The following is a 23,162-nucleotide window of genomic DNA, read 5'->3' on the forward strand; positions in this document are numbered from 1 at the left end:
CGCGCCTCCGGGCGCAGAACAACGGAGCACCCCCTCAATGAGACGAGCGAAAATCGTCGCCACCCTCGGCCCGGCAACGTCGTCGTACGAGACCATTCGTGCGATCATCGACGCCGGCGTGGACGTGGCCCGCATGAACCTCAGTCACGGAAGCTACGACGTCCACGAAGGCATCTACCGCATCGTGCGGAAGGCCGCGGACGACGCCGGGCGCGCGGTCGCGATCCTGGTCGACCTGCAGGGTCCGAAGATCCGCCTCGGCAAGTTCGAGGGCGGCCCGTACGCCCTCGCCGAGGGCGACGTCTTCACCATCACCACCGAGGACGTCCTCGGCACGCGCGAGCTCTCGGGCACCACGTTCAAGGGCCTCCCGGACGACGTGAACCCGGGCGACATGCTCCTCATCGACGACGGCAAGGTCGCTGTCCGCGTCACCGCCGTCGAGGGCCCCCGGGTCGTCACCGAGGTCGTCGTCCCCGGCAACGTCTCGAACAACAAGGGCATCAACCTGCCCGGTGTCGCGGTCAACGTCCCCGCCCTCTCCCAGAAGGACGAGGACGACCTCCGCTGGGCGATCCGCCTCGGCGCCGACATCATCGCCCTCTCCTTCGTGCGCAACGCCAGCGACATCGAGCGCGTGCACGAGATCATGGCGGAGGAGGGCCGCAAGGCTCCCGTCATCGCCAAGATCGAGAAGCCGCAGGCGGTCGACAACCTGCAGGAGATCATCGACGTCTTCGACGGCATCATGGTCGCCCGCGGCGACCTCGGCGTCGAGCTTCCCCTCGAGGCGGTGCCGATCGTGCAGAAGCACGCCGTCGAGCTCGCCCGCCGCTGGGCGAAGCCGGTCATCGTCGCGACCCAGATGCTCGAGTCGATGATCGAGAGCCCCCGCCCCACCCGGGCCGAGGCCTCGGACGTCGCGAACGCCATCCTCGACGGCGCGGACGCGGTCATGCTCTCGGGCGAGACCAGCGTCGGAGCCTGGCCCGTCGTCACCGTGCAGACCATGGCCCGCATCGTCGAGTCCACCGAGGAGCACGGCCTGGAGCGCATCCCCCCGCTGGGGAGCAAGCCCCGCACCCAGGGCGGATCCGTCACGCTGGCCGCCGCCGAGGTCGCCGAGTTCGTCGAGGCGAAGTTCCTCTGCGTGTTCACCGAGTCGGGCGACTCGGTCCGCCGCATGACGCGCCTGCGCCACGGCATCCCGATCATCGGCTTCACCCCCGAGCCCGCCGTCCGGCGCCGCATGGCGCTGAACTGGGGCGTTCAGTCCTTCGTCACGCCGCGCGTCAACCACACCGACGCGATGTTCGCGCAGGTGGATGCGGTGCTGCTCCGCGAGGGCCTCGCCCAGGCGGGCGAGACCGTGGTCGTCGTCTCCGGATCGCCCCCCGGGCGTGCCGGCACGACGAACGACATGCGGGTGCACATCGTCGGCTCGTCCAGCTCGGCCGACAGGGCCGAGAACTGGGACCACTGAGTCCAGCACCCCCGGAGGGCCCGGTCGCGCGAGCGGCCGGGCCCTCCGGCGTTCCCCGGCGGCCCGCGTGGAGAAACGCGACTCCGCGGGCGGATACCGTGGACCCATGCGACTCGGCGTGCTCGACATCGGCTCCAACACGGTCCACCTGCTCCTCGTCGACGCGCACCCCGGCGCCCGCCCGGTGCCCTACCGCTCGCACAAGCGGAGCCTCGCTCTCGTGGCGCACCTCGACGAGGCGGGGGAGATCACCGAGCGGGGCCAGCGCGAGCTGATCGCGTTCGTGACCGAGGCCGCCGAGGTCGCCCGCGAGCACCGCGCGGAGGACCTGCTGGCGTTCGCGACCTCGGCGATCCGCGAGGCCGGCAACGGCGCGGCGGTCCTCGACCGGGTCCGCGCCGAGACGGGCGTGCACCTCCAGGAGCTCGGCGGCGAGGCGGAGGCGTCGGCCACCTTCCTCGCCGTGCGCCGCTGGTTCGGCTGGGGCGCGGGCTCGATCCTGGACCTCGACATCGGCGGCGGCTCGTTCGAGCTCTCGATGGGCGTGGACGAGGTGCCCGAGCTCGCCGTGTCGGTCCCGCTCGGAGCGGGGCGGGTGACGCGGGACCTGCTGGTCGGCGATCCCGCCTCGGCCACGAGCGTGAAGGCCGCCCGGCGTCACGCCCGCGAGGTGCTCGCGGAGCCCGTCCGCGGCTTCCTCGCCCTGGGGCGCCCCGACCTGGTCGCAGGCACGTCGAAGACCTTCCGGTCTCTGGCGCGGATCACCGGCGCCGCTCCGAGCGCCGCCGGTCCGCTGGTGCGCCGCGAGCTGCACCTGGTCGACCTCCGGCTGTGGTCCGCCCGCCTCGCCGCGATCAGCGCGGCCGACCGCTCAGCGCTGCCCGGCGTCTCCGCTCTGCGGGCTCCGCAGCTGCTCGCGGGCGCTCTCGTCGCGGAGGCGGCCATGGACGCCCTCGGCATCGAGACGCTGGTGATCTGCCCCTGGGCCACCCGCGAGGGGCTGATCATCCGCCGCTTCGAGCTGCTCGACGCGCAGATCCAGCGCGAGGACGTTCAGCTCAGCGCGATGCTGTAGGACAGCGACCGCCGGCCGCCCGGCTCGAGGACGATCTGGCGCGGCTTGTCGACGATGTCGCCGTCCCAGCCCTCGGGGGTCGGGACGCTCCGCCACGGCTCGAGGCAGACGAACGGGGCCCCGACGGGCTTCCACACGCCGACCACGTCGAAGTCCCCGGTGTCGACGACGATCGCGCGGGCGGCGCCGTCGGCCTCGAGCCGGAGGGTCCGCCGGCGCGGCTCGTCGAAGATCATCACGCCCTCCTCGAAGTGCGCGTCGTCCACTGTCAGGACCCCGTCCTCGAGCGGCGCCGGGTGGCGCGCCTCGAGCAGCAGGTTCTCCGGAGCGCGGCGGTACCCCTCCGGCTCGGGCTGCGCGAAGCGGATGCGGTGCTCGCCGCGGCCCTCGGGCAGCGGCAGCGCGAAGGCCGGGTGGTTCCCGAGCGAGAAGCCCAGCGGAGAGGGACCCCTGTTCTCGACGGTCTGGGTGATCCGGAGCGAGGCGCCGGTCACGGCGTAGGCGATGAGGAGCGTCCAGTCGAAGGGGAACACCGCGCGCGTGGCGTCGTCGCTCCGGAGCCGGAACACCGCCTCGTCCGCCGAGACGCCCGCGAGCTCGAAGACCCGGTCCCGCGCGAAGCCGTGCTGCCCCATCCGGTGGTCCGCGCCGTCGTGATGCAGCGTGTCGCCGGGGAGGCGCCCGATGATCGGGAACAGGACGGGAGCGTGCCGGCGCCACTCCGGGCCGGCCTGCCACAGGTACTCGCGGCCCTCGTCGTCGCGGAGGGACGTCATCTCGGCCCCGGCGGTCGTCAGGGCGAGGCGCAGGCTCTCGCTGCCGAGGGTGAGGACGGTGGGCGCGGGGGAGTCGCTGCTGGTCATCCTTTGATTCTGCCCGTCACGCGGTGCGGGCGGGGGTGTCGGCGGCGCGTGGCAGCATGGGGCGGTGCCTCCCGAGTCGATCCCTTCCTCCTGGCGCGCCCGCGTCGGCGAGCTCAGCGGACCCGCCGAGGCCGAGTCGCCGCCCGTCCTCACTCCGATCGGGCTGCAGTTCGAGCTGCGCCGGCTGGTGCGCCGGGCCGACGATCCCTGGCGGGCGCCGGCGAGCGAGCGCGTCACGGCGAAGACCTACGACGCCGCCGAGCGCCGCGACCACCGTCTGGCCACCCGCCCCGTCGTCCGCGGGCGCGGGGGCGCCTGGAACCGCACCACCCTCACCTGGAAGTCGCTGAACTTCCAGACCCACCGCCTCTCGCTCGACCCCGCTCACCAGCGCTGGTTCGCCGAGTTCGCGGCCCTGCACCGCGCCACGCGCACCGTCCACCTGGGGCAGGACCCCGACTGGATCCACCTCGACGACTACGAGAGCCCGCTGCTCTGGCGGCTGCTCGAGCAGGCGCAGGCCGCCGGGATCCCGCTGCTCGCCCCGGAGAAGGGCGCGGTCCGTCTCGCCGGTCCCGCGCATGTGGCGGTGACGGTCTCGGCCGAGGAGGGAGGCCTGCGGCTGCGGCCCGTCCTGCGGATCGACGGCGCGGAGCACGCGCCCGAGTCAGCGCGTCCGGTCGCCCGGCACGGCGTCTACGCGGTCGAGGGCGGCGATCCGTCCTCGCTCCTGCTCGCGCCCGCGTCCCTGCCCTTCGACGACGAGGAGCTGCGGCTCCTCGACCACCCCGAGGAGACGGAGGTCCCGGCGGAGGACGTGCCCGAGTTCGTCGGCGAGCACCTCCCCGCCCTCCGCGGCCGCGTCGCGGTGCGCGAGGAGGGCGTCGACCTCGTCCTGGACGATCCGGAACCCCCGCGCCTGGTCTGCACGGTCTCGTTCGAGCCGCGGCGCGCCGTCAGGGTGGGCTGGCACTGGCGCCGCTCGCCCGATCGCGCGGGCGAGCTCGACGGCACGGCCGACGCGGCTCTCGAGCGCGCGGTGCTCCGCCGGGTGCGCTCGGTGCTCGGCGAGGCCGGGTCCGCTCTCGTGCCGGAGCCGGGGACGAGCGCGGTCCTGCGCGGGGCCGAGGCGGCGGTGTTCGTGGTGGAGCAGCTCCCGCAGCTGGAGGGGATCGGCGGGGTCCGGCTCGAGCGCGAGGGCGCGGCCCCGGACTACCGCCTGCTGACCGGACCGCTCACGCTCACGATCACCGCGGTCGACACCGAGAGCGCCGACTGGTTCGACCTCGGCGTCGTCGTGACCATCGGCGACGCGACCGTGCCGTTCCTGCCCCTCTTCCGCGCTCTGGCCGCGGGCGGCGACCGCATCCGCCTGGTCGACCACTCCTACCTCTCGCTCGCGCACCCCGGCCTCGACCGGCTCCGGGAGCTGCTGACCCGGGCGGACGAGCTCGAGGAGTGGGAGACGGGACCGCGGCTCGGCCGGCACCAGGCCGGGCTGTGGAACGAGCTGGAGGAGCTCGCCGACGAGAGCGTCCCCTCCGACGCGTGGCGCGCCGTGCTCGACTCCGCGCTGGCCGCCGGGTCGCCGGAGGACGTGGAGCCACCGGAGGGCCTGACCGCCCGGCTGCGTCCGTACCAGCGGGCGGGCTACGCCTGGCTCGTGCACCGCCTCCGTCACGGGCTCGGCGGGATCCTGGCCGACGACATGGGTCTCGGCAAGACCCTGCAGGCGCTGGCCATGATGCTCGACGCGGTCGAGGAGGCGGGCCGCGCCGGGATCCGCCGTGCGCCGTTCCTCGTGGTCGCCCCCACCTCGGTCGTGCCGGGCTGGCGCTCGGAGGCCGAGCGCTTCGCGCCCGCCCTGCGCGTCCACGTCGTCGCGAGCTCGCGGGAGGGCGCGCTCGACGCGATCCCGGCCGACGCGGACGTGGTCCTCACCAGCTACGCGGTCCTGCGCCTCGGCGGCGAGCGCTGGGCGTCGAGGACGTGGTCGGCGCTGATCCTCGACGAGGCCCAGTTCGTCAAGAACCCCGCCTCACAGACGCACCGGGCCGCCCGCGGGGTCGGCGCGCCCGTCACGCTCGCGCTCACCGGCACACCGCTGGAGAACTCGCTCGACGAGCTCTGGGCGGTCCTCGCCCTGGTGGCGCCCGGGCTCCTGCCGCCGCTGCGCCGCTTCCGCGAGGAGTACACCCGGCCGATCCTGCACGCGGAGGCGCCCGTCGGCATCGCCTCGCCCGATCTGTCCGAGGGACGGACCGTCAGCCACACCGAGGGCGCGCGCCGCCGCCTCGAGAGACTGCGCCGACGACTGCGTCCGTTCCTGCTCCGCCGCACCAAGGAGGCGGTGGCGCCGGAGCTCCCCGAGAAGCAGGAGCAGACGATCGAGGTCGCGCTGACCCCCGCCCACCGGGTGCTCTACGACGGCTACCTCCAGCGCGAGCGGCGGAAGCTCCTGGGTCTGGTCGACGACCTCGACCGGCAGCGCTTCACGGTGTTCCGATCGCTCACCCTCCTGCGCCTGCTCGCGCTCGACGCGTCCCTGGTCGACCCGGCCTACCGGCACGTCCCGTCCGCGAAGCTCGACGTGCTCGTCGAGCAGCTCGACGACGTGATCGCGGAAGGCCGTCGGGTCCTCGTCTTCAGCACCTTCACCTCGTACCTGGAGCGGGCGGGGGAGCGGCTGCGCCGGCGCGGCATCCCCTTCGTGCAGCTCGACGGCTCCACGCGGGACCGCGCGGGAGTGATCGAGGAGTTCCGCTCGGGAGCCGCGCCCGTCTTCCTGATCAGCCTGAAGGCGGGCGGCACCGGGCTCACCCTCACCGAGGCCGACCACGTCTTCATCCTCGACCCGTGGTGGAACCCGGCGGCCGAGGCGCAGGCCGTCGACCGCGCGCACCGCATCGGCCAGGAGCGGCGGGTGAACGTGTACCGGCTGGTGGCGACGGACACGATCGAGGAGAAGATCATGCGCCTCCAGGAGCGCAAGGGCCGCCTCAGCACGGCGGTGCTCGACGAGGGCGAGCTCTTCGCCCGGGCGCTGTCGGCCGACGACGTCCGCGAACTGCTGGCCGAGGGACCACGGCCCCACGAAGGGTGACAGAACGGCCAGGCGCGGCCCAGGATACGAGCGCACACTGAGCGGATGAGACGCCGCCGCCCCCGCCCCCGCGCCGACTGGATCGTGGCCCTCGAGAAGGGCGACGACGCCGGGCTCTTCGGACCGGGCAGCGCGGTCTGGGCGGTCAACGGCGGCCTGCCCACGATGATCGCCGGAGTGCGGGCTCTGCTCATGCAGACCCTCCACGCCGGAGCGATGGCCGGTGTGCACGACCACTCCCGCTACCGCGAGGACCCGATGGGCCGCCTCGACAACACGGTCCGCTGGGTCCTGACCACCAGCTTCGGCGACACCGCCGCGGCGAGCGGAGCGGCGCGCTGGGTGACCGGCGTGCACGAGCGGATCGTCGGCTCCTACGAGGACGCCGGCGGGCGTGAGCGCTCCTACTCGGCGCAGGACCCCCGCCTGCTGCTCTGGGTGCACGACGCCTTCACCGACGCGTTCCTCGGCGCCCACGAGATCTGGGGCGGACGGATCCCCGGCGGCCCCGACGCCTACGTGCGCGAGTGGGCCGCCTCCGGCCGGCTGCTCGGAGTGGAGGATCCGCCCGAGAGCGTCTCGGAGCTCCGCGCGCAGCTCGCCGGATTCGCGGGCGAGCTCAAGCCCGACGCACGCGTGCACGAGGCGGTCGGCTTCCTCCGCGACATCCGGCTGCCGGGCGAGGCGGGCGTGGTCTACCCGCTGCTGTTCGCCGGCGCGGTCGCCTCGCTCAGCCCCGAGGTGCGGAGGCTCCTGGGCCTTCGGCGCCCGTGGTGGCCCGCGATCACGGCGAACCGCCTGCTGTTCGTGTTCCTGGGCCGGTATCTCGGCCGGGTCTCGCCGAGCGAGCAGGCCGCGATCGACCGCATCGCCGGCCTCGACCAGGTTCGCACCGGCGCCTGACGCTCTTCCCGTACACCTGTCCGGGAAGTGGTAGACTGACGTCGATGACTCCCGCCCGCCTCGCCTCCGTGCCCGCGGCGGAGTCCCCCTCGGCGCTCGGCTCCGCCGATCCGCGAGCCCGGCGCACCCGCCGCCGCGTGTTCGACGCGGTCGAGCGGCTCGTCATGCAGAGCGACGGCGAGAGGGCCGAGGGCATCGCGGTGAGCGACATCGTGCGCGAGGCCGGGATCAGCCGCAGCTCGTTCTACGCCCACTTCGACGACGCGGCGGGAGTAGCCTCCGCGCTGCTCCGCCAGGACCTCGTGGTCGCCGACGTCGCCGAGGGCGATCCCGCCGACCGCTCCGGAGCCGACGCCCTGCAGCGCGGCTACTCGCGGCTCGTCGAGCGGCTGGTCGACCGCCACGCGTTCCATGCCCGGCTCCGCGCGCGGGCCTCCGCCCGGGTCGCCTCCGACGACGCCGTGCTCGACACGGCGCTCGCCCTGCACCGCGAGGTGCTCGCCCGGGTCGACGTCCCCGCAGCGGTCGACCCCGAGCTCACCGCGGTCTTCGCGGCCGGCGGCGTCCTCTCCGTGGTCGGCGCCTGGCTCGCCGGCTCCCTCGACGGCACCGACGAGGAGCTGGTCGAGCACCTCGTCGCGCTGCTCCCGGCCTGGCTCGCCGCGGCGCCGCTGCGCCCCCTGGACTCCTCACTCCCACCACGCCCCACGACGAAAGGCACGACATGATGACATTCGAGGTCGGCGAGACCCTGGTCTACCCGCACCACGGAGCGGTGACGATCACCGGGCTCGAGAAGCGCTCGGTCAAGGGCGTCGAGAAGACGTTCATGACGATGAACGTGCACACCAGCGAGCTCACCATCACCCTCCCCGTCGAGAACGCCGAGCTCGTCGGCGTCCGCGAGATCATCGACGACGCCGGAGTCCAGGCGGTCTACGACGTCCTGCGCAGCGACGTCGCGGAGGAGGCCAGCAACTGGTCCCGCCGCTTCAAGGCCAACCAGGAGAAGATGGCCAGCGGCAGCGTGTATCGCGTCAGCGAGGTCGTCCGCGACCTGTGGCGCCGCGAGCAGGCGGGCGGCGTCTCGGCCGGCGAGAAGCGGATGCTCCTGAAGGCGCGTCAGATCCTCGTGTCGGAGCTCTCGCTCGCCCTGAAGGGCACCGACGAGGAGGCCTCGGCCAAGCTCGACGAGGTCCTCGCCTCGGCGATCTGAGCCCGCGTCGCGGCGGGTCGGCTCACTCGGGCCGGCACGCCGCGATGATCCTCGCGGCGACCTCGTCCTGCGAGGCGGAGCCGTCGATCCGCACCAGGAGCTCGCGCTCGTCGTAGACCTCCGCCAGAGGAGCCGTCTCGCGCTCGTAGACCTCGATCCGGTTCCGCACCACCTCGGGGTCGTCGTCGGCGCGGTCCTGCTCCTGCGCCCGCACGTGCAGCCGTTCGAGGACCACGTCCGCGTCGGCCGTCAGCAGCACGACGCACGAGAGCGGCGTGCCCCGCTCCTCGAGGAGCTCCGCCAGCGCGTCCACCTGGGCGAGCGTGCGCGGGTAGCCGTCGAGGATGAACCCGTCCCGGGCGTCCTCCTCGGCGATGCGCTCGGCGACCAGGGCGTTCGTCAGCTCGTCCGGCACGTACTCGCCGGCCTCCACGAGCGCCCGCAGGCGCCGTCCGAGGTCGGTGCCGTCGGCGACGTGCGCGCGGAACAGATCGCCGGTGGAGATCGCCGGCACCCCCAGCTCGCGCGACAGCACGGCCGCCTGGGTGCCCTTGCCCACGCCGGGCGGGCCCATCATGATGACGCGCATCGCTCGTCCTCCTCGGTGTCGTCAGGCGATGCTAGCGGTGCGGAGCGGGGTGGCCGGTGCACACCGGGCCCGTAGGCTGGCGGGACGAGCCGAGGAGGAGCGATGCCCGCAGCACCCGGGGCCGAGCAGGCCGCCGCCGATCTGGCCGCGCTCCTGCGCGAGGTCTCCGCCGAGCTCGACGCCCGCGGCATCGCCGACCAGGCCGTCGCCGAGCTGCGGACGCCGCGCGCGATCCTCGGCTTCCGCCGCAAGCCGGTGATGGCGCCGGTGACCCGCGCGTGGCGCCTCGGCGTGGTGCTCCTCGGACGCGAGGGCGAGCTCCTCGCGACGGGCTCGGTCACTCGTGCCGTCGCTCCGCTTCACGCCAACAACCAGTCCGAGTCGCAGGAGGCGCGCCGCGAGATCCGGCGCGCCGCCTTCGACGGTCAGTTCCAGGAGGGCGAGATCGTCAACTACGGCTGGCGGCGCCTCGCACTGGACGCCGCAGCGCTCGAGTCGGGCCAGGAGCCGCTGGCCCTGCGCGGCTCCGAGGTGCTCGTGCGCTGGGCGCCCGGTCTGGGAGAGCAGGGACTGATGCCGCTGCGCCGGTACCTGGCCGACCGCCTCGACCTCCTCGAGGCCGACTAGCGCCGGGTCACTCCTCCTCGGCCACCGGGTGGAACCACGGCGGGTAGACGGCGACGCGGGGAGAGGCGTCGATGCCCTCGAAGAGAGCCTTGACGCGGTTGCGGGCGGCGACCGACGCCACGCCGACCGTCGCGACGCCCTCGAGCGGGAAGCGCTCGGGCACGAGCGCCTCGGCGCTGCGCAGGGCCGGCTCGTCGACCAGGAGGCGCGCGAAGGTGCGCACGAGCGCGTCGCCCTCGGTGAAGCGCGTGAGGACGTGGGAGGCGTCGCCGTCGCTCAGGACCGGGGCGGAGGCGAGCGAGCCCACCAGGACGACGTACTGCGAAGCGGTGGTCTCGTGGGCGCTCGGCGACCAGTGCGGAGCGACCCGCTCGCCGCGCAGGTCGGCCCAGAGGGCGGCGTCGGGGGAGAGGAAGAAGGGCACGAAGCCGGCGACGCTGACGCCGTCCTTCACCTGCACGGCACGGCGGTGCTCGCGGGTGGTCTCGGCGCTGACGTCGATCGCGGGGCGCTCCTGGAGCTGCTGGTCCGCCAGGATCGCGCCGGCGGCGACGATCGCCTCGAGGTTGTCGAGGTGGGTGACGTGGTAGATCCGCTGCGCGGCGATGTCGACCTTCGGCAGGGGCTTCTCGCGCGCCGTGCCGCGGGCGGCGGCACGGGCCGTGGCCGCACGGGAGGTCCCGGGCACGCGCGCGGGGGCGCGGGTGGCACGGCCGACCTGCTCGGGGAGCTTCTTCGGGGTGCAGACGTCGCAGAGCGCGATGTCGAGGCCGTGGATGCATTCGGTGGGCACTCTGGATTCCTTCTGCGCGCGGGCTCGGGGTTCCGCCGCAGGGACGACGTTACGCGACCGGGGCCCCCGCGCGTCCCGGCGGCGGGGATCTGCGGAGCCGCGGCGTCCGCCCGGGCATCCTCTGGGAGGCGCCGGAGCCCCGCTCCCCGCCGCGTAGCGTGAGCGGGATGAAGCGCGTGCCGCCCGCCGAGGGCCAGGAATCCGTCTGGGACTACCCGCGACCCCCGAGGGTCGAGACCACCACCGAGCACGTGGTCGTGCGGCTGGGCGGCGTCGTCGTCGCCGAGTCCCGTGACGCTCTCCGCGTCCTCGAGACGAGCCACCCTCCCGTCTACTACCTCCCCGTGTCCTCGTTCGCGCCCGGGGTGCTCGAGCCCGCGCCCGGCCGCAGCATCTGCGAGTTCAAGGGCGCGGCCTCCTACCTCACCGTGCGCGGGGGAGGAGGAGCGGTCGCGGAGGCGGCGGGCTGGACGTACCCCGAGCCGATGGCCGGCTTCGAGGCCCTCGTCGACACGGTCGCCCTCTACCCCGGCCGGATGGACTCCTGCACGGTCGACGGCGAGACGGTCCAGCCGCAGCCGGGCGACTTCTACGGCGGCTGGATCACCTCGCGTGTGGTCGGTCCGTTCAAGGGCTCGCCGGGCACGATGTTCTGGTGAATCAGACAGGGGAGGGCGGACCGAGCGGGTCCTGGACGAGGACCGCTCGTGCGGCGTCGATCCCCGAGGCCTCCAGCGTCCATTCCGGCCGCACCAAAGTCTCCGGCGTGACGCGGAACCGCAGCTCCTCGACCGGCGCACCGTCCGGACCGACGATCCGGTGCGTCCCGTTCGGCCGGTAGCCGAGGGCCTCCGACACCCGGATCGAGCGGGTGTTCCAGGAGAGGGCGGCGCTCTCGGCGACCTCGGCTCCGAGGTGGTCGAAGGCGAGGAGGAGCACGGCGGCGCGCATCTCCTGCCCGAGGCCGCGGCCCTGCGCCGAGCGGGTGAGCCACGAGCCCGAGGTCAGGGTGCGGGTGGTGGCGAAGGACTCGGCGACCACGTCCTGGCAGCCGACGACCCGGCCGTCCTCGACCACGGCGAACGCGACGCGCCACGACTCCCGCGTCGTCTGCGCGCGCTGCGACCAGTGGAAGCGGGCGAGCTCGCCGGGCAGGCGCTCCGGCGGCGCCTCGGCCCAGGGGGAGGGGAACGGCGAGCGGCCGCTCTCGTGCACGCCCGCGAGGGCCGCGTCGGCGAGAGGGCCGAGGTCGGCGTCGCGGACCGGATGCAGCTCGAGCCGCGGCGTGCGCAGCTCCAGCGAGAACAGGGGCCAGGGGTCGGTGCTCATCCGACGACGCTAGCGAGCGGAGGCGCGCACCGCGCGACCAGGCGGGTACCGGTGGTGGGACTCGAACCCACAAGCCCTCTCGGACAGAGCATTTTGAGTGCCCCGCGTCTGCCATTCCGCCACACCGGCTCATCACCAGCCCGTCGAGAATACCGTAGGCTCATCGGCGTGACTGACCAGGAACCCTCGTCGACCGCACCCCGTCGGGTCGTCGTCGCCGAAGACGAATCCCTCATCCGCCTCGACATCGTGGAGATCCTCCGCGACAACGGCTTCGAGGTCGTCGGCGAGGCCGGCGACGGCGAGACCGCTGTGGCCCTCGCCACCGAGCTGCGCCCCGATCTCGTCATCATGGACGTCAAGATGCCCCAGCTCGACGGCATCTCGGCGGCCGAGCGCCTCTCGAAGGCGCACATCGCGCCCGTCGTCCTGCTCACCGCCTTCAGCCAGAAGGAGCTCGTCGAGCGCGCCAGCGAGGCCGGAGCGCTCGCCTACGTCGTGAAGCCCTTCACGCCCAACGACCTGCTGCCCGCGATCGAGATCGCCCTCTCGCGGTACGCCCAGATCCTCACCCTCGAGGCCGAGGTCGCCGACATGGTCGAGCGCTTCGAGACCCGCAAGCTCGTCGACCGCGCCAAGGGCCTGCTCAACGAGAAGATGGGGCTCACCGAGCCCGAGGCGTTCCGCTGGATCCAGAAGGCCTCCATGGACCGCCGGCTCACCATGCACGACGTCGCGCAGGCGATCATCGAGCAGCTGAGCACGAAGAAGGCCTAGCGCGAGGCCGGGCCCGAGGGCCCACGGCCTCAGGGCCAGAGGCGGGTGCGCTCCCACGGGGAGCCGCCCGCCTCCGTCGTTCCCGGGCGGTACTCGAGACGGGTGTGATCCTGCTCCGGCGCGGTCGAGCCCTGCCAGAACTCGATGCGCTCGGGCACGACGCGGTAGACGGCCCACTCCCGGTCGAGCGTCGCGGGCGAGCAGCCCACGGCGACGCTGGTCTGGAGCGTGACGAGGCCGAAGTCCTGCGCGCTGCGCATCGGCTCGCTCTGGCGTCCGACGAGCAGGGCGGTGCGAGCGGCCTCGGAGCGGCGGCGGAAGTCGTCGGCCGACTCCTGCGCGGAGGCGCGCTCGACCCGGCCCTCGACCCGGACCTGACGGCCCTGGACCGGCCAGAAGAAGGTCAGCGCGGCGTGCGGGTTCTCCTCCATGGCGCGTCCCTTGGGGCTGGTGGCATGGGTGGAGAACGCCCAGCCCGCCTCGTCGATCTCGCGCAGCACGAGCACGCGCGCCGAGACGGTGCCGTCGTCGGAGGCGGTGGAGAGCGTGGCGCCGTGGGGGAGGAGCTGGCCCGCGTCCTTCGCCTCCTCGAGCCACTGCGCGAACAGCTCGAGAGGATCGGCCGGAGCCGCCTCCGCATCGAACGAGGGCAGCTCGGAGGGCATGGACGGGAGGCTCTTGAGGAGATGGCGAAGGCTCATCCGCTCAGTGTCGCCCTTCGGGCACCACCGGGCACAGTCGCGCGCCGTCGCTTGACAGTGCCGCTCGCCGCGGTGCCGGGTCCCCGAGCGGCGCGGCCGACCGGTCGATCCCCCGTCGCTCGCAGGCACGGGCGGTCCCGACGGCGGTCGCGGTCCTGGGCGTGGTCGTCGCCCTCCGCTCCCGCGAGGGGGACCCGTCCGCTCCCGTCAGCGGGCGTCGCGGATGATGTTGGTGATCCGCACGGTGGAGAGGCGGCGCCCCTCCTGGTCGCGCACGACGATCTCGTGGGTGGTGAGGGTGGACCCCAGGTGGATCGCGTCGCAGGTGGCGATCACGAAGCCCGAGTGGACCGAGCGGCTGTGGCTCGCGTTCAGCTCGATGCCCATCGCCAGGCGGTCCGCGCCGGCGTGCACGTTCGCCGCGATCGAGCCCATCGACTCGGCGAGCACGACGTGTGCGCCGCCGTGCAGGATGCCGACCGGCTGCCGGTTGCCCTCGACGGGCATCGAGGCCACCGAGTGCTGCGGGGTGAGCTCGTGCCAGAGGATCCCCATCCGCTCGGCGAGCTCGCCCATGCCGCGGCCGATCCCGGCGACCAGGTCGAGCGCGGGCGGGCGGATCCAGGCGGTCGTGGTGGGGGTCGGCTCGGTCACGTCGCTCCTCGCGCTGGAGCCTCGGAGCGGCCCTGACCGGCGGGCGCGAGCGGGCCGATCCGGTGTCGGAGGCGCTGTGTAGTCTGGCCCTGTGTCAGATCCGGAACAGCCTACCCTCCTGCTCGTCGACGGCCATTCCCTGGCGTTCCGGGCGTTCTACGCGCTCCCGGTCGACAGCTTCCAGACCCGCGAGGGCCAGCACACGAACGCCATCCACGGCTTCCTCTCGATGCTGATCCTGCTGCTGAAGAACGAGAAGCCGACCCACCTCGGCGTCGCGTTCGACATCTCCCGCTACTCGTTCCGCACGCGCGAGTACCCGGAGTACAAGGGCACCCGCGGCGAGACGCCGCCCGAGTTCAAGGGCCAGGTCCCCCTCCTCGAGGAGGCGCTGCACGCCATGAACATCCGGACCGTCTCGAAGGAGGACTTCGAGGCCGACGACATCCTCGCGACGCTCGCGCGCCAGGGGGCCGAGGCCGGCTTCCGCGTGCTGGTCGTCTCGGGCGATCGCGACACCATCCAGCTGGTGACCCCGGACGTCACCCTGCTCTATCCCTCCACCCAGGGCGTCTCGCAGCTCACCCGCTACGACCGCGACAAGGTGTTCGAGAAGTACGGCGTCGAGCCGCACCAGTACCCCGAGATCGCCGCGCTCGTCGGCGAGACCAGCGACAATTTGCCCGGCGTCGACAAGGTCGGCCCCAAGACGGCCGCGAAGTGGGTCAACCAGTACGGCACGGTCGCCGACATCATCGCCCACGCCGACGAGATCAAGGGCGTGGTCGGCGAGAAGCTGCGCGAGCAGAAGGAGAACGCGCTCCGCAACCGCCGCCTCAACCGGCTGGTGACGGACGTCGAGCTCCCCCTCGGGCCGCACGATCTGACGCGCCGTCCGATCGATCCCGACGCGGTCCGCGAGATCTTCAGCCGCCTCGAGTTCAAGACCCTGCAGGAGCGGGTCCTCACGATCGCCGCGGAGGAGGGCGTCGACGGCGCCGCCGCGGCCCTGGCGGGCGACGTGGTCACGACCTCCGCGCCCGCCGTCCGCACCCTGGTCGACGAGGAGCTCGCGCACTGGCTCGACCGCGTGTCGGCGAAGGGCACCGCGCCCGTCGCCGTGCAGGTCCTGCTCGGAGCCGGCGGGCTCGAGGGTGTGGGTCTCGCGGTCGAGAAGGAGACGGCGTTCGTCCCGTGGGCCGCCGAGCGGCCCGACTACACCGCGCTCGAGCAGTGGCTGGCCGGGCCCGCCCCCAAGTACTTCGCCGACGCGAAGCCCCAGATCAAGGCGCTGCGGAGGGCCGGACTCCCCGTCGCGGGGCTCGCGTTCGACACCCGCGTCGCCTCCTGGCTGGTGCAGCCCACCGGGCACCCGGCCACGCTCGCGGCGCAGGTCGCGCAGCACCTCGACGAGACCATGGCGCAGGGCGACCCGAACCAGCTGGTCCCCACCGTCGAGCCGATGGGGCCCGCCACCGAGGCCTGGTACGCGTACCGGCTCGTCGCTCCGCTGCGCGAGCGGCTGGGCGAGGGGATGCTCTCGGTACTCGTCGACATCGAGCTGCCGATCGTCCAGGTCCTCGCGACGATGGAGCTCACCGGCGTCGCGATCGACGCCGACGTGCTGGCGCGCCTCCGCGCCGAGCTGACCGTCTCGGCCGCCGACCTCGCGAGCCGCGCGTTCGCCGAGATCGGCCACGAGATGAACCTCGGCTCGCCCAAGCAGCTGCAGCAGGTCCTCTTCGAGGAGCTCGACATGCCGCGCACCCGGGCCACGAAGACGGGCTACACCACCGACGCCTCCGCCCTCGCCGACCTGCAGGAGTCCCACCCGCACCCGTTCCTCGGGCTGCTCCTCGAGCACCGCGACGCGACCAAGCTCAAGCAGATCATCGAGACGCTCGAGAAGTCGGTCACCGCCGACGGCCGGATCCACACCAGCTACGACCAGACCGGCACGGCCACCGGCCGGATCTCCTCCAACGACCCGAACCTGCAGAACATCCCCGTCCGCAGCGAGGTGGGCCGCCGCATCCGCACCGCCTTCGTCCACGGAGCGAACGCGAGCACCCTCCTCACTGCCGACTACTCGCAGATCGAGATGCGGATCATGGCGCACCTGTCCGGCGACGCCGGGCTGATCGAGGCCTTCCACTCCGGCGAGGACCTGCACCGCTTCGTCGGATCGCGGATCTTCGGCGTCGATCCGGGCGACGTCACCTCGGCCATGCGCAACAAGGTCAAGGCGATGTCGTACGGCCTCGCCTACGGCCTGAGCGCCTTCGGCCTGTCGAAGCAGCTGCGCATCTCGAGCGCCGAGGCCAAGCAGCTGATGACCGACTACTTCGTCCGCTTCGGCGCGGTGCGCGACTACCTCCGCAGCGTCGTCGAGCAGGCCCGCGAGACCGGCTACACCGAGACGATCTTCGGACGCCGGCGTCCGTTCCCCGACCTGCAGAGCGCGAACCGCGTCCTCCGCGACAACGCCGAGCGGGCGGCGCTCAACTCGCCGATCCAGGGCTCGGCCGCCGACATCATGAAGCGCGCGATGATCGGCGTGCAGGCCGACCTCGACGAGCAGGGGCTCGGCTCGCGGATGCTCCTCCAGGTGCACGACGAGCTGATCTTCGACGTCGCCCCCGGCGAGGAGGAGCCGCTCGAGGCGATCGTCCGCGGCCGGATGGCGGGAGCCGCCGACCTGAGCGTCCCGCTCGAGGTGCAGGTGGGCCACGGGTCCGACTGGGACGTCGCCGCGCACTGAGCCGGCCGCAGCGCCTGGCTAGGCTCGGAGGCATGAGCACCGACACCCCCCGCGAGCCCACCGCCGTCGACGCCGTCGCCGAGCGCTGGGTCGACACGCTCGTCGACCTCGACCCCACCCTCGGCACCGCGATCGGACGCAGCGGCGCGAACGGCCGCCTGGGCGACTACTCGCCGGCCGGTCTCGAGCGCGCCCGGGCGGCGACCGCCTCGGCCCTCGCCGAGCTCGAGGCCGCCGACCCCGTGGACGACGTCGACCGCGTCACGGTCGCCGACCTCGGCGCCGAGCTCCGGCTCTCCCTGGAAGGGCACGACGCCGGTCTGCCGCTGCGGGACCTCAACGTGATCGCGTCCCCGGCGCAGGAGCTGCGCGACGTCTTCGACCTGATGCCGACGGACGAGGTCGCCGACTGGGAGGCGGTCGCCGAGCGGCTGCTGGCCGTGCCGGCCGCCCTCGAGGGCTACGCGGAGACCCTGCGCGAGGGGATGCGCACCGGCGTGGTCCCGGCCCGCCGCCAGGTCGAGCTCGTCGCCGAGCAGGCGCGGAAGATCGCCGCTCCCCGGGGGTTCTTCGCCGAGCTGGCCGCGGAGGCCGCTCCCGCCGCCGGATCCCTGCCCGCGTCGCTCGCTCAGCGACTGGAGGACGGCGCCCGCCGTGCCTCGGCCGCCTACGGGTCGCTCGCGCAGTTCCTCCGGGGCGAGCTCGCCCCCGCCGCGACCGAGCAGGACGCCGTCGGCCGGGAGCTGTACGCGCTGCACTCCCGCCGCTTCCTCGGCGCTGTCGTCGACCTCGACGAGACCTACGAGTGGGGGATCGAGGACCTGGCCCGCATGACGTCCGAGCAGGAGGCGATCGCGCGCGAGATCCTGCCCGGCGCCTCCGTCGCCGAGGCGATCGCCCACCTCGAGGCGGACCCGGCCCGCACTCTGCACGGCGTCGACGCTCTGCAGGCCTGGATGCAGGAGACCAGCGACCGCTCCGTCCGCGAGCTCGCCGGCACCGCCTTCGACATCCCGGAGGAGGTGCGCCGCCTCGAGTGCAGGATCGCGCCGACCCAGGAGGGCGGCATCTACTACACCGGTCCGAGCGACGACTTCTCGCGCCCGGGGCGGATGTGGTGGTCGGTCCCGGCCGGAGTCACCGAGTTCGCCACCTGGCGGGAGCTGACCACGGTCTACCACGAGGGCGTCCCGGGCCATCACCTGCAGATCGGCCAGGCCGTCCACAACCGCGCCCGCCTCAACACCTGGCGCCGTCAGCTCGCCGGGACCTCCGGCCACGCCGAGGGCTGGGCGCTCTACGCGGAGCGGCTGATGGAGCGCTTCGGCTACCTCGACGACCCGGCCGACCGCCTGGGCATGCTCGACGGCCAGCGGATGCGCGCGGCGCGCGTCGTGCTGGACATCGGCGTGCACCTCCAGAAGCCGATGCCGGGCTCCGGCACCGTCTGGACCGCCGAGTCGGCCCTCGAGTTCATGCGGGCCAACGTGAACATGGACGACGCGTTCGTGCGCTTCGAGGTGAACCGGTACCTCGGCTGGCCGGGGCAGGCTCCGTCCTACAAGATCGGGCAGCGGATCTGGGAGCAGCTGCGCGACGAGGCGGAGGCGCGCGAGGGCGCCGCGTTCTCGCTCGCGGCCTTCCACCGGAGGGCGCTCGACCTCGGCGGCGTCGGTCTCGACACCCTCCGCTCCTCCCTCGCCGGCTGACTCCGGAACCCGCGCCTGGACGGGCGCGGCGAGATTGCCGTGCGCCTCCCGGGGCGTCTAAGCTGGGGTGTCACATCTGTGGCGCCGCCGTGCCCGCGGCGCGCGAGGAAGGCCGGTCCTCCGGCCGGCCGAGCGCGGCTCCCGGGCCGGAGGCACATCCCTCACCACCGCAGTGGTCACCACTCCGCCGAGCCGCGAGGCCCGCAGGCGGCCGCCGCCCGAGACCCATCCATCCTGGAGCATCCCTTAATGACAACCGCAACGACCGACAAGGCAACCAAGCAGGTCGCGATCAACGACATCGGGTCTGCTGAAGACTTTCTTGCCGCGGTCGAAAAGACTCTGAAGTTCTTCAACGACGGAGACCTCATCGAAGGCACCGTCGTGAAGATCGACCGCGACGAGGTCCTCCTCGACGTCGGCTACAAGACCGAGGGCGTCATCCCCTCGCGCGAGCTCTCCATCAAGCACGACGTCGACCCCTCCGAGGTCGTCAACGTGGGCGACAGCGTCGAGGCCCTCGTCCTCCAGAAGGAGGACAAGGAGGGTCGCCTGATCCTGTCCAAGAAGCGTGCGCAGTACGAGCGCGCGTGGGGCGACGTCGAGAAGATCAAGGAGTCGGACGGCGTCGTCACCGGCTCGGTCATCGAGGTCGTCAAGGGCGGTCTCATCGTCGACATCGGCCTCCGCGGCTTCCTCCCGGCCTCGCTCATCGAGCTGCGCCGCGTCCGCGACCTCACGCCGTACCTCGGCCAGGAGATCGAGGCGAAGATCCTCGAGCTCGACAAGAACCGCAACAACGTGGTCCTGTCGCGTCGCGCGCTCCTCGAGCAGACCCAGTCCGAGAGCCGCACCACGTTCCTGAACAACCTGCACAAGGGTCAGGTCCGCAAGGGCGTCGTGTCGTCGATCGTCAACTTCGGTGCGTTCGTCGACCTCGGCGGCGTCGACGGTCTCGTCCACGTCTCCGAGCTCTCCTGGAAGCACATCGAGCACGCCTCCGAGGTCGTCGAGGTGGGCCAGGAGGTCACCGTCGAGATCCTCGAGGTCGACCTCGACCGCGAGCGCGTTTCGCTCTCGCTCAAGGCGACCCAGGAGGACCCGTGGCAGGTCTTCGCCCGCACCCACGCGATCGGACAGGTCGCGCCGGGCAAGGTCACGAAGCTGGTCCCGTTCGGTGCCTTCGTCCGCGTCGCGGACGGCATCGAGGGCCTCGTCCACATCTCCGAGCTGTCGGGCAAGCACGTCGAGCTCGCCGAGCAGGTCGTGTCGGTCGGCGAAGAGGTGTTCGTCAAGGTCATCGACATCGACCTCGACCGTCGCCGCATCTCCCTCTCGCTCAAGCAGGCGAACGAGAACGTCGACCCCGAGGGCACCGAGTTCGACCCGGCGCTCTACGGCATGGCCACGGAGTACGACGACCAGGGGAACTACAAGTACCCCGAGGGCTTCGACCCCGAGACCAACGAGTGGCGCGAGGGCTTCGAGTCGCAGCGCGAGGCCTGGGAGCAGGAGTACGCCGCTGCTCAGGCGCGCTGGGAGGCCCACAAGGCCCAGGTGGCCAAGTCGCAGGAGGAGGCGGCCACCGTCTCCGAGGGCGTCTCGGTCGGCGCCGGCTTCACCAGCGAGTCGACCACCGGCGGCACCCTCGCCGACGACGAGTCGCTCGCCGCGCTCCGCGAGAAGCTGTCCTCGAACAACTGATCGCGAGCACATCGCATCGAACGGCCGGTCCCCTCGGGGGCCGGCCGTTCGGCGTTCCGGGCGACGGCGCTGGGTAGGGTGGCCGGGTGCATCTCGTCGCCCTCACCGGAGGCATCGCCTCGGGCAAGTCCACCGTCGCCCGCCGTCTCGCCGAGCACGGAGCGGTGGTGGTCGACGCCGACGTCCTCGCGCGCGAGGTCGTCGAGCCGGGGGAGCCGGCGCTGGCGGCGATCGCCGAGCGCTTCGGCCCGTCCGTGATCCGCGCGGACGGCGCGCTGGACCGCCCGGCGCTCGGCGCGATCGTCTTCTCGGACGCGGCGGCCCGCGCCGACCTCAATGCGATCACCCATCCGGCGGTGACGCTCCGCTCGCAGCGGCTGTTCGCGGAGGCCGCCGAGGCGGACCCGGACGCGGTGGTCGTCTACGACGTCCCCCTCCTGGCCGAGGGCCGAGGAGCGGGGGAGTTCGACGAGGTGGTCGTCGTGCACGCGCCGCAGCACCTCCGCATCGAGCGTCTCGTCGCCCGCCGGGGACTGACCGAGGAGGAGGCGCGTGCGCGGGTCTCTTCGCAGGCGAGCGACGAGGAGCGCCTCGCCCTCGCCGACGTCGTGATCGACTCCTCCGGCACGCTGGAGGAGACGCTCGCTCGGACCGACGCGCTGTGGGAGCGGCTCGCCCGCTGACGGTCCTTCCCCGACACCCGCCCTCGTGACCGAGCGGCCCGGCCGGAGAGCGCACCCCCGTTCGCCGCCAGCGCACGCGCCGTCCGGTGTCGGTGGTCGCGGCTACGCTTCGAACCATGGAGCCAACCCGTGCCGTGCACCCGTTCGAGGTCATCAGCGAGTACAAGCCGAGCGGTGACCAGCCCGGCGCGATCGCCGATCTGAGCGCCCGCATCAACGCCGGCGAGACCGATGTCGTCCTGCTGGGCGCCACCGGGACCGGTAAGTCCGCGACCACGGCCTGGCTCGTCGAGGCCGTGCAGCGCCCCACGCTCGTGCTCGCGCACAACAAGACCCTCGCCGCGCAGCTCGCCAACGAGTTCCGCGAGCTGTTCCCCAACAACGCCGTCGAGTACTTCGTCTCGTACTACGACTACTACCAGCCCGAGGCCTACGTCCCGCAGACCGACACCTTCATCGAGAAGGACAGCTCGGTCAACGCCGAGGTCGAGCGGCTGCGCCACTCCACCACGAACTCGCTCCTGAGCCGCCGCGACGTGATCGTGGTGTCGACCGTCTCGTGCATCTACGGCCTCGGCCAGCCCGAGCAGTACCTCGAGGCGATGGTGGCGCTCCAGGTCGGCCAGCGGGTCGACCGGGACCGCCTCATCCGCAAGTTCGTGTCGATGCAGTACGCGCGCAACGACGTCGACTTCGCCCGCGGCACCTTCCGGGTGCGGGGCGACACGATCGAGATCATCCCGATGTACGAGGAGCTCGCGATCCGGATCGAGATGTTCGGCGACGAGATCGAGGCGCTCTACACGCTCCACCCGCTCACCGGCGACATCGTCCGGAAGCTCGACTCCGTGTCGGTCTTCCCCGGCTCGCACTACGTCGCCAGCCAGGACGTCATGCACCGTGCGATCGACACCATCCAGCAGGAGCTCGAGGTGCGCCTGGCCGACCTCGAGAAGCAGAACAAGCTCCTCGAGGCGCAGCGCCTGCGGATGCGCACGACCTTCGATCTCGAGATGATGCAGCAGATCGGATTCTGCTCCGGCATCGAGAACTACTCCCGCCACATCGACGGCCGCGAGTCGGGCGAGGCCCCGCACTGCCTGCTCGACTACTTCCCGGACGACTTCCTCGTCGTGATCGACGAGTCGCACGTGACGGTGCCGCAGATCGGTGCGATGTACGAGGGCGACGCGTCCCGCAAGCGCACGCTGGTCGAGCACGGCTTCCGCCTGCCCTCGGCGATGGACAACCGGCCCCTGAAGTGGGAGGAGTTCAAGTCGCGCGTCGGTCAGACCGTCTACCTCTCGGCGACCCCGGGCCGCTACGAGATGGGCATCGCCGACGGCATCGTCGAGCAGATCATCCGCCCGACCGGCCTGATCGACCCCGAGATCGTCGTCAAGCCGACGAAGGGCCAGATCGACGACCTGCTCGAGGAGATCAAGCGCCGCACCGAGCGCGACGAGCGCGTGCTCGTCACGACGCTGACGAAGCGCATGGCCGAGGAGCTCACCGACTTCCTCACGGAGGCCGGCGTCCGCGTCCGTTACCTGCACTCCGATGTCGACACCCTGCGCCGCGTCGAGCTCCTCTCGGAGCTGCGGGCGGGCGTGTACGACGTCCTGGTCGGCATCAACCTGCTGCGCGAGGGGCTCGACCTGCCGGAGGTCTCGCTCGTGGCGATCCTCGACGCCGACAAGGAGGGCTTCCTCCGCTCGTCCACGTCGCTGATCCAGACGATCGGCCGTGCGGCGCGCAACGTCTCGGGCGAGGTCCACATGTACGCCGACAAGGTGACGGACTCGATGCGGCTCGCGATCGACGAGACCGACCGCCGACGCGAGAAGCAGGTCGCCTACAACCTCGACCACGGCATCGACCCGACGCCGCTGCGGAAGAAGATCGCCGACATCACCGACGCCCTCGCCCGCGAGGGGGCCGACACCGCCAAGCTGCTCGCCGGGCGCGACGCCAAGAAGAAGAGCCCGACGCCGAACCTGCGCCGTCAGGGTCTCGCCGCGAACGGCGGCAACGACCTCGAGGCGATCATCTCCGACCTCAACGGGCAGATGCTCCAGGCGGCGGGCGAGCTCAAGTTCGAGCTCGCGGCCCGGCTGCGGGACGAGGTCCAGGAGCTCAAGCGCGAGCTCCGCCAGATGGAGAAGGCCGGGCACCTGTCCTGATCGGAGGCG

The 23,162-nt window shown here is 72.5% G+C and carries 20 protein-coding genes and 1 tRNA gene; 14 read left to right on the forward strand and 7 right to left on the reverse strand.

The genetic code is table 11. The annotated features are described in order from the left end of the window. Window positions 1-37: 37 nt before the first annotated feature. Together pyk and C5D66_RS02565 are read left to right on the forward strand one after the other, a co-directional pair. Entirely contained in the window at window positions 38-1,483 is a 1,446-nt protein-coding gene (gene pyk / locus C5D66_RS02560) for a pyruvate kinase (RefSeq protein WP_104221869.1), read from the forward strand. A gap of 106 nt (window positions 1,484-1,589) precedes the next feature. Further along, window positions 1,590-2,558 carry an exopolyphosphatase gene (locus tag C5D66_RS02565; RefSeq protein WP_104232654.1) on the forward strand — a complete coding sequence of 323 codons (969 nt, stop codon included), beginning with the start codon at window positions 1,590-1,592 and terminating at the stop codon, window positions 2,556-2,558. On the opposite strand, the gene C5D66_RS02570 is transcribed toward C5D66_RS02565, so the two are convergent. Beyond that, window positions 2,537-3,421 carry an aldose 1-epimerase family protein gene (locus C5D66_RS02570; protein ID WP_104221873.1) on the reverse strand — a complete coding sequence of 295 codons (885 nt, stop codon included), beginning with the start codon at window positions 3,419-3,421 and terminating at the stop codon, window positions 2,537-2,539. The genes C5D66_RS02565 and C5D66_RS02570 overlap by 22 nt on opposite strands. A 64-nt stretch (window positions 3,422-3,485) precedes the next feature. Between C5D66_RS02570 and C5D66_RS02575 the strand changes: the two genes are divergently transcribed. From C5D66_RS02575 to C5D66_RS02590, 4 genes are read left to right on the forward strand one after another with little or no spacing between them, the layout of a single operon-like run. Further along, on the forward strand, window positions 3,486-6,524 hold the full coding sequence (locus C5D66_RS02575; RefSeq protein ID WP_258061241.1) for a DEAD/DEAH box helicase: 3,039 nt from the start codon (window positions 3,486-3,488) through the stop codon (window positions 6,522-6,524). 45 nt (window positions 6,525-6,569) lie between these two features. Beyond that, window positions 6,570-7,427: an oxygenase MpaB family protein gene (locus tag C5D66_RS02580; RefSeq protein WP_104255373.1), complete on the forward strand. Its 858-nt coding sequence runs from the start codon at window positions 6,570-6,572 to the stop codon at window positions 7,425-7,427. A gap of 44 nt (window positions 7,428-7,471) precedes the next feature. After that, on the forward strand, window positions 7,472-8,155 hold the full coding sequence (locus tag C5D66_RS02585) for a TetR/AcrR family transcriptional regulator (protein WP_104221877.1): 684 nt from the start codon (window positions 7,472-7,474) through the stop codon (window positions 8,153-8,155). Continuing rightward, a complete protein-coding gene (locus C5D66_RS02590; RefSeq protein ID WP_068257183.1) occupies window positions 8,155-8,643 on the forward strand; it encodes a CarD family transcriptional regulator in 489 nt (162 codons plus the stop codon). Before C5D66_RS02585 ends, C5D66_RS02590 begins: the two co-directional genes overlap by 1 nt. A 22-nt stretch (window positions 8,644-8,665) precedes the next feature. Here C5D66_RS02590 and C5D66_RS02595 read toward each other — a convergent pair whose 3' ends face one another. After that, entirely contained in the window at window positions 8,666-9,232 is a 567-nt protein-coding gene (locus C5D66_RS02595; RefSeq protein WP_104221879.1) for an adenylate kinase, read from the reverse strand. Between the two features lie 102 nt (window positions 9,233-9,334). On the opposite strand from C5D66_RS02595, the gene C5D66_RS02600 reads away from it, so the two are divergent. Beyond that, window positions 9,335-9,859, forward strand: a complete 525-nt coding sequence (locus C5D66_RS02600) for a hypothetical protein (RefSeq protein ID WP_104255372.1) — start codon at window positions 9,335-9,337, stop codon at window positions 9,857-9,859. Between the two features lie 7 nt (window positions 9,860-9,866). On the opposite strand, the gene C5D66_RS02605 is transcribed toward C5D66_RS02600, so the two are convergent. Next, window positions 9,867-10,652, reverse strand: a complete 786-nt coding sequence (locus C5D66_RS02605; RefSeq protein ID WP_104221883.1) for a DarT ssDNA thymidine ADP-ribosyltransferase family protein — start codon at window positions 10,650-10,652, stop codon at window positions 9,867-9,869. A 167-nt stretch (window positions 10,653-10,819) separates the two neighbouring features. Between C5D66_RS02605 and C5D66_RS02610 the strand changes: the two genes are divergently transcribed. Then, on the forward strand, window positions 10,820-11,311 hold the full coding sequence (locus tag C5D66_RS02610) for a DUF427 domain-containing protein (RefSeq protein WP_104255371.1): 492 nt from the start codon (window positions 10,820-10,822) through the stop codon (window positions 11,309-11,311). Window position 11,312: 1 nt separating this feature from the next. Here C5D66_RS02610 and C5D66_RS02615 read toward each other — a convergent pair whose 3' ends face one another. Then, window positions 11,313-11,981, reverse strand: coding sequence for a GNAT family N-acetyltransferase (locus C5D66_RS02615; protein WP_104255370.1), 669 nt, complete (start codon window positions 11,979-11,981; stop codon window positions 11,313-11,315). A gap of 46 nt (window positions 11,982-12,027) precedes the next feature. After that, window positions 12,028-12,110, reverse strand: a tRNA-Leu gene (locus C5D66_RS02620). 39 nt (window positions 12,111-12,149) lie between these two features. Between C5D66_RS02620 and C5D66_RS02625 the strand changes: the two genes are divergently transcribed. Then, window positions 12,150-12,758: an ANTAR domain-containing response regulator gene (locus C5D66_RS02625; RefSeq protein ID WP_104221889.1), complete on the forward strand. Its 609-nt coding sequence runs from the start codon at window positions 12,150-12,152 to the stop codon at window positions 12,756-12,758. A gap of 29 nt (window positions 12,759-12,787) precedes the next feature. Here the strand turns inward: C5D66_RS02625 and C5D66_RS02630 are convergent, their stop codons facing one another. Beyond that, on the reverse strand, window positions 12,788-13,459 hold the full coding sequence (locus C5D66_RS02630) for a pyridoxal 5'-phosphate synthase (protein WP_104232645.1): 672 nt from the start codon (window positions 13,457-13,459) through the stop codon (window positions 12,788-12,790). Window positions 13,460-13,666: 207 nt separating this feature from the next. Continuing rightward, window positions 13,667-14,113, reverse strand: coding sequence for a PaaI family thioesterase (locus C5D66_RS02635; protein ID WP_374952910.1), 447 nt, complete (start codon window positions 14,111-14,113; stop codon window positions 13,667-13,669). Window positions 14,114-14,204: 91 nt separating this feature from the next. Between C5D66_RS02635 and polA the strand changes: the two genes are divergently transcribed. The 5 genes from polA to uvrB all read left to right on the forward strand — a co-directional run bounded on the left by polA (window position 14,205) and on the right by uvrB (window position 23,153). Next, on the forward strand, window positions 14,205-16,874 hold the full coding sequence (gene polA / locus C5D66_RS02640; RefSeq protein WP_104255369.1) for a DNA polymerase I: 2,670 nt from the start codon (window positions 14,205-14,207) through the stop codon (window positions 16,872-16,874). Between the two features lie 32 nt (window positions 16,875-16,906). After that, on the forward strand, window positions 16,907-18,583 hold the full coding sequence (locus C5D66_RS02645) for a DUF885 domain-containing protein (protein WP_104255368.1): 1,677 nt from the start codon (window positions 16,907-16,909) through the stop codon (window positions 18,581-18,583). A gap of 249 nt (window positions 18,584-18,832) precedes the next feature. Next, window positions 18,833-20,287: a 30S ribosomal protein S1 gene (gene rpsA / locus C5D66_RS02650; RefSeq protein ID WP_104221897.1), complete on the forward strand. Its 1,455-nt coding sequence runs from the start codon at window positions 18,833-18,835 to the stop codon at window positions 20,285-20,287. 86 nt (window positions 20,288-20,373) lie between these two features. Next, the gene (gene coaE / locus C5D66_RS02655) at window positions 20,374-20,970 is read left to right on the forward strand and encodes a dephospho-CoA kinase (RefSeq protein WP_104255367.1); all 597 of its coding nucleotides are present in this window, start codon (window positions 20,374-20,376) and stop codon (window positions 20,968-20,970) included. Window positions 20,971-21,086: 116 nt separating this feature from the next. Further along, the gene (uvrB, locus tag C5D66_RS02660; RefSeq protein WP_104221901.1) at window positions 21,087-23,153 is read left to right on the forward strand and encodes an excinuclease ABC subunit UvrB; all 2,067 of its coding nucleotides are present in this window, start codon (window positions 21,087-21,089) and stop codon (window positions 23,151-23,153) included. The last annotated feature ends 9 nt before the right edge of the window (window positions 23,154-23,162 follow it).

The organism is Rathayibacter sp. AY1B4 (genome assembly GCF_002932815.1).
Classification (GTDB): Bacteria; Actinomycetota; Actinomycetes; order Actinomycetales; family Microbacteriaceae; genus Rathayibacter.

Bases quoted from the DNA above. Each gene is read 5' to 3' on its own strand.
- pyk (WP_104221869.1), top strand. From the start codon at position 38: ATGAGACGAGCGAAAATCGTCGCCACCCTCGGCCCGGCAACGTCGTCG.
- C5D66_RS02565 (WP_104232654.1), top strand. From the start codon at position 1,590: ATGCGACTCGGCGTGCTCGACATCGGCTCCAACACGGTCCACCTGCTC.
- C5D66_RS02570 (WP_104221873.1), bottom strand. From the start codon at position 3,421: ATGACCAGCAGCGACTCCCCCGCGCCCACCGTCCTCACCCTCGGCAGC.
- C5D66_RS02580 (WP_104255373.1), top strand. From the start codon at position 6,570: ATGAGACGCCGCCGCCCCCGCCCCCGCGCCGACTGGATCGTGGCCCTC.
- C5D66_RS02585 (WP_104221877.1), top strand. From the start codon at position 7,472: ATGACTCCCGCCCGCCTCGCCTCCGTGCCCGCGGCGGAGTCCCCCTCG.
- C5D66_RS02590 (WP_068257183.1), top strand. From the start codon at position 8,155: ATGACATTCGAGGTCGGCGAGACCCTGGTCTACCCGCACCACGGAGCG.
- C5D66_RS02595 (WP_104221879.1), bottom strand. From the start codon at position 9,232: ATGCGCGTCATCATGATGGGCCCGCCCGGCGTGGGCAAGGGCACCCAG.
- C5D66_RS02600 (WP_104255372.1), top strand. From the start codon at position 9,335: ATGCCCGCAGCACCCGGGGCCGAGCAGGCCGCCGCCGATCTGGCCGCG.
- C5D66_RS02610 (WP_104255371.1), top strand. From the start codon at position 10,820: ATGAAGCGCGTGCCGCCCGCCGAGGGCCAGGAATCCGTCTGGGACTAC.
- C5D66_RS02615 (WP_104255370.1), bottom strand. From the start codon at position 11,981: ATGAGCACCGACCCCTGGCCCCTGTTCTCGCTGGAGCTGCGCACGCCG.
- C5D66_RS02630 (WP_104232645.1), bottom strand. From the start codon at position 13,459: ATGAGCCTTCGCCATCTCCTCAAGAGCCTCCCGTCCATGCCCTCCGAG.
- C5D66_RS02645 (WP_104255368.1), top strand. From the start codon at position 16,907: ATGAGCACCGACACCCCCCGCGAGCCCACCGCCGTCGACGCCGTCGCC.
- rpsA (WP_104221897.1), top strand. From the start codon at position 18,833: ATGACAACCGCAACGACCGACAAGGCAACCAAGCAGGTCGCGATCAAC.
- uvrB (WP_104221901.1), top strand. From the start codon at position 21,087: ATGGAGCCAACCCGTGCCGTGCACCCGTTCGAGGTCATCAGCGAGTAC.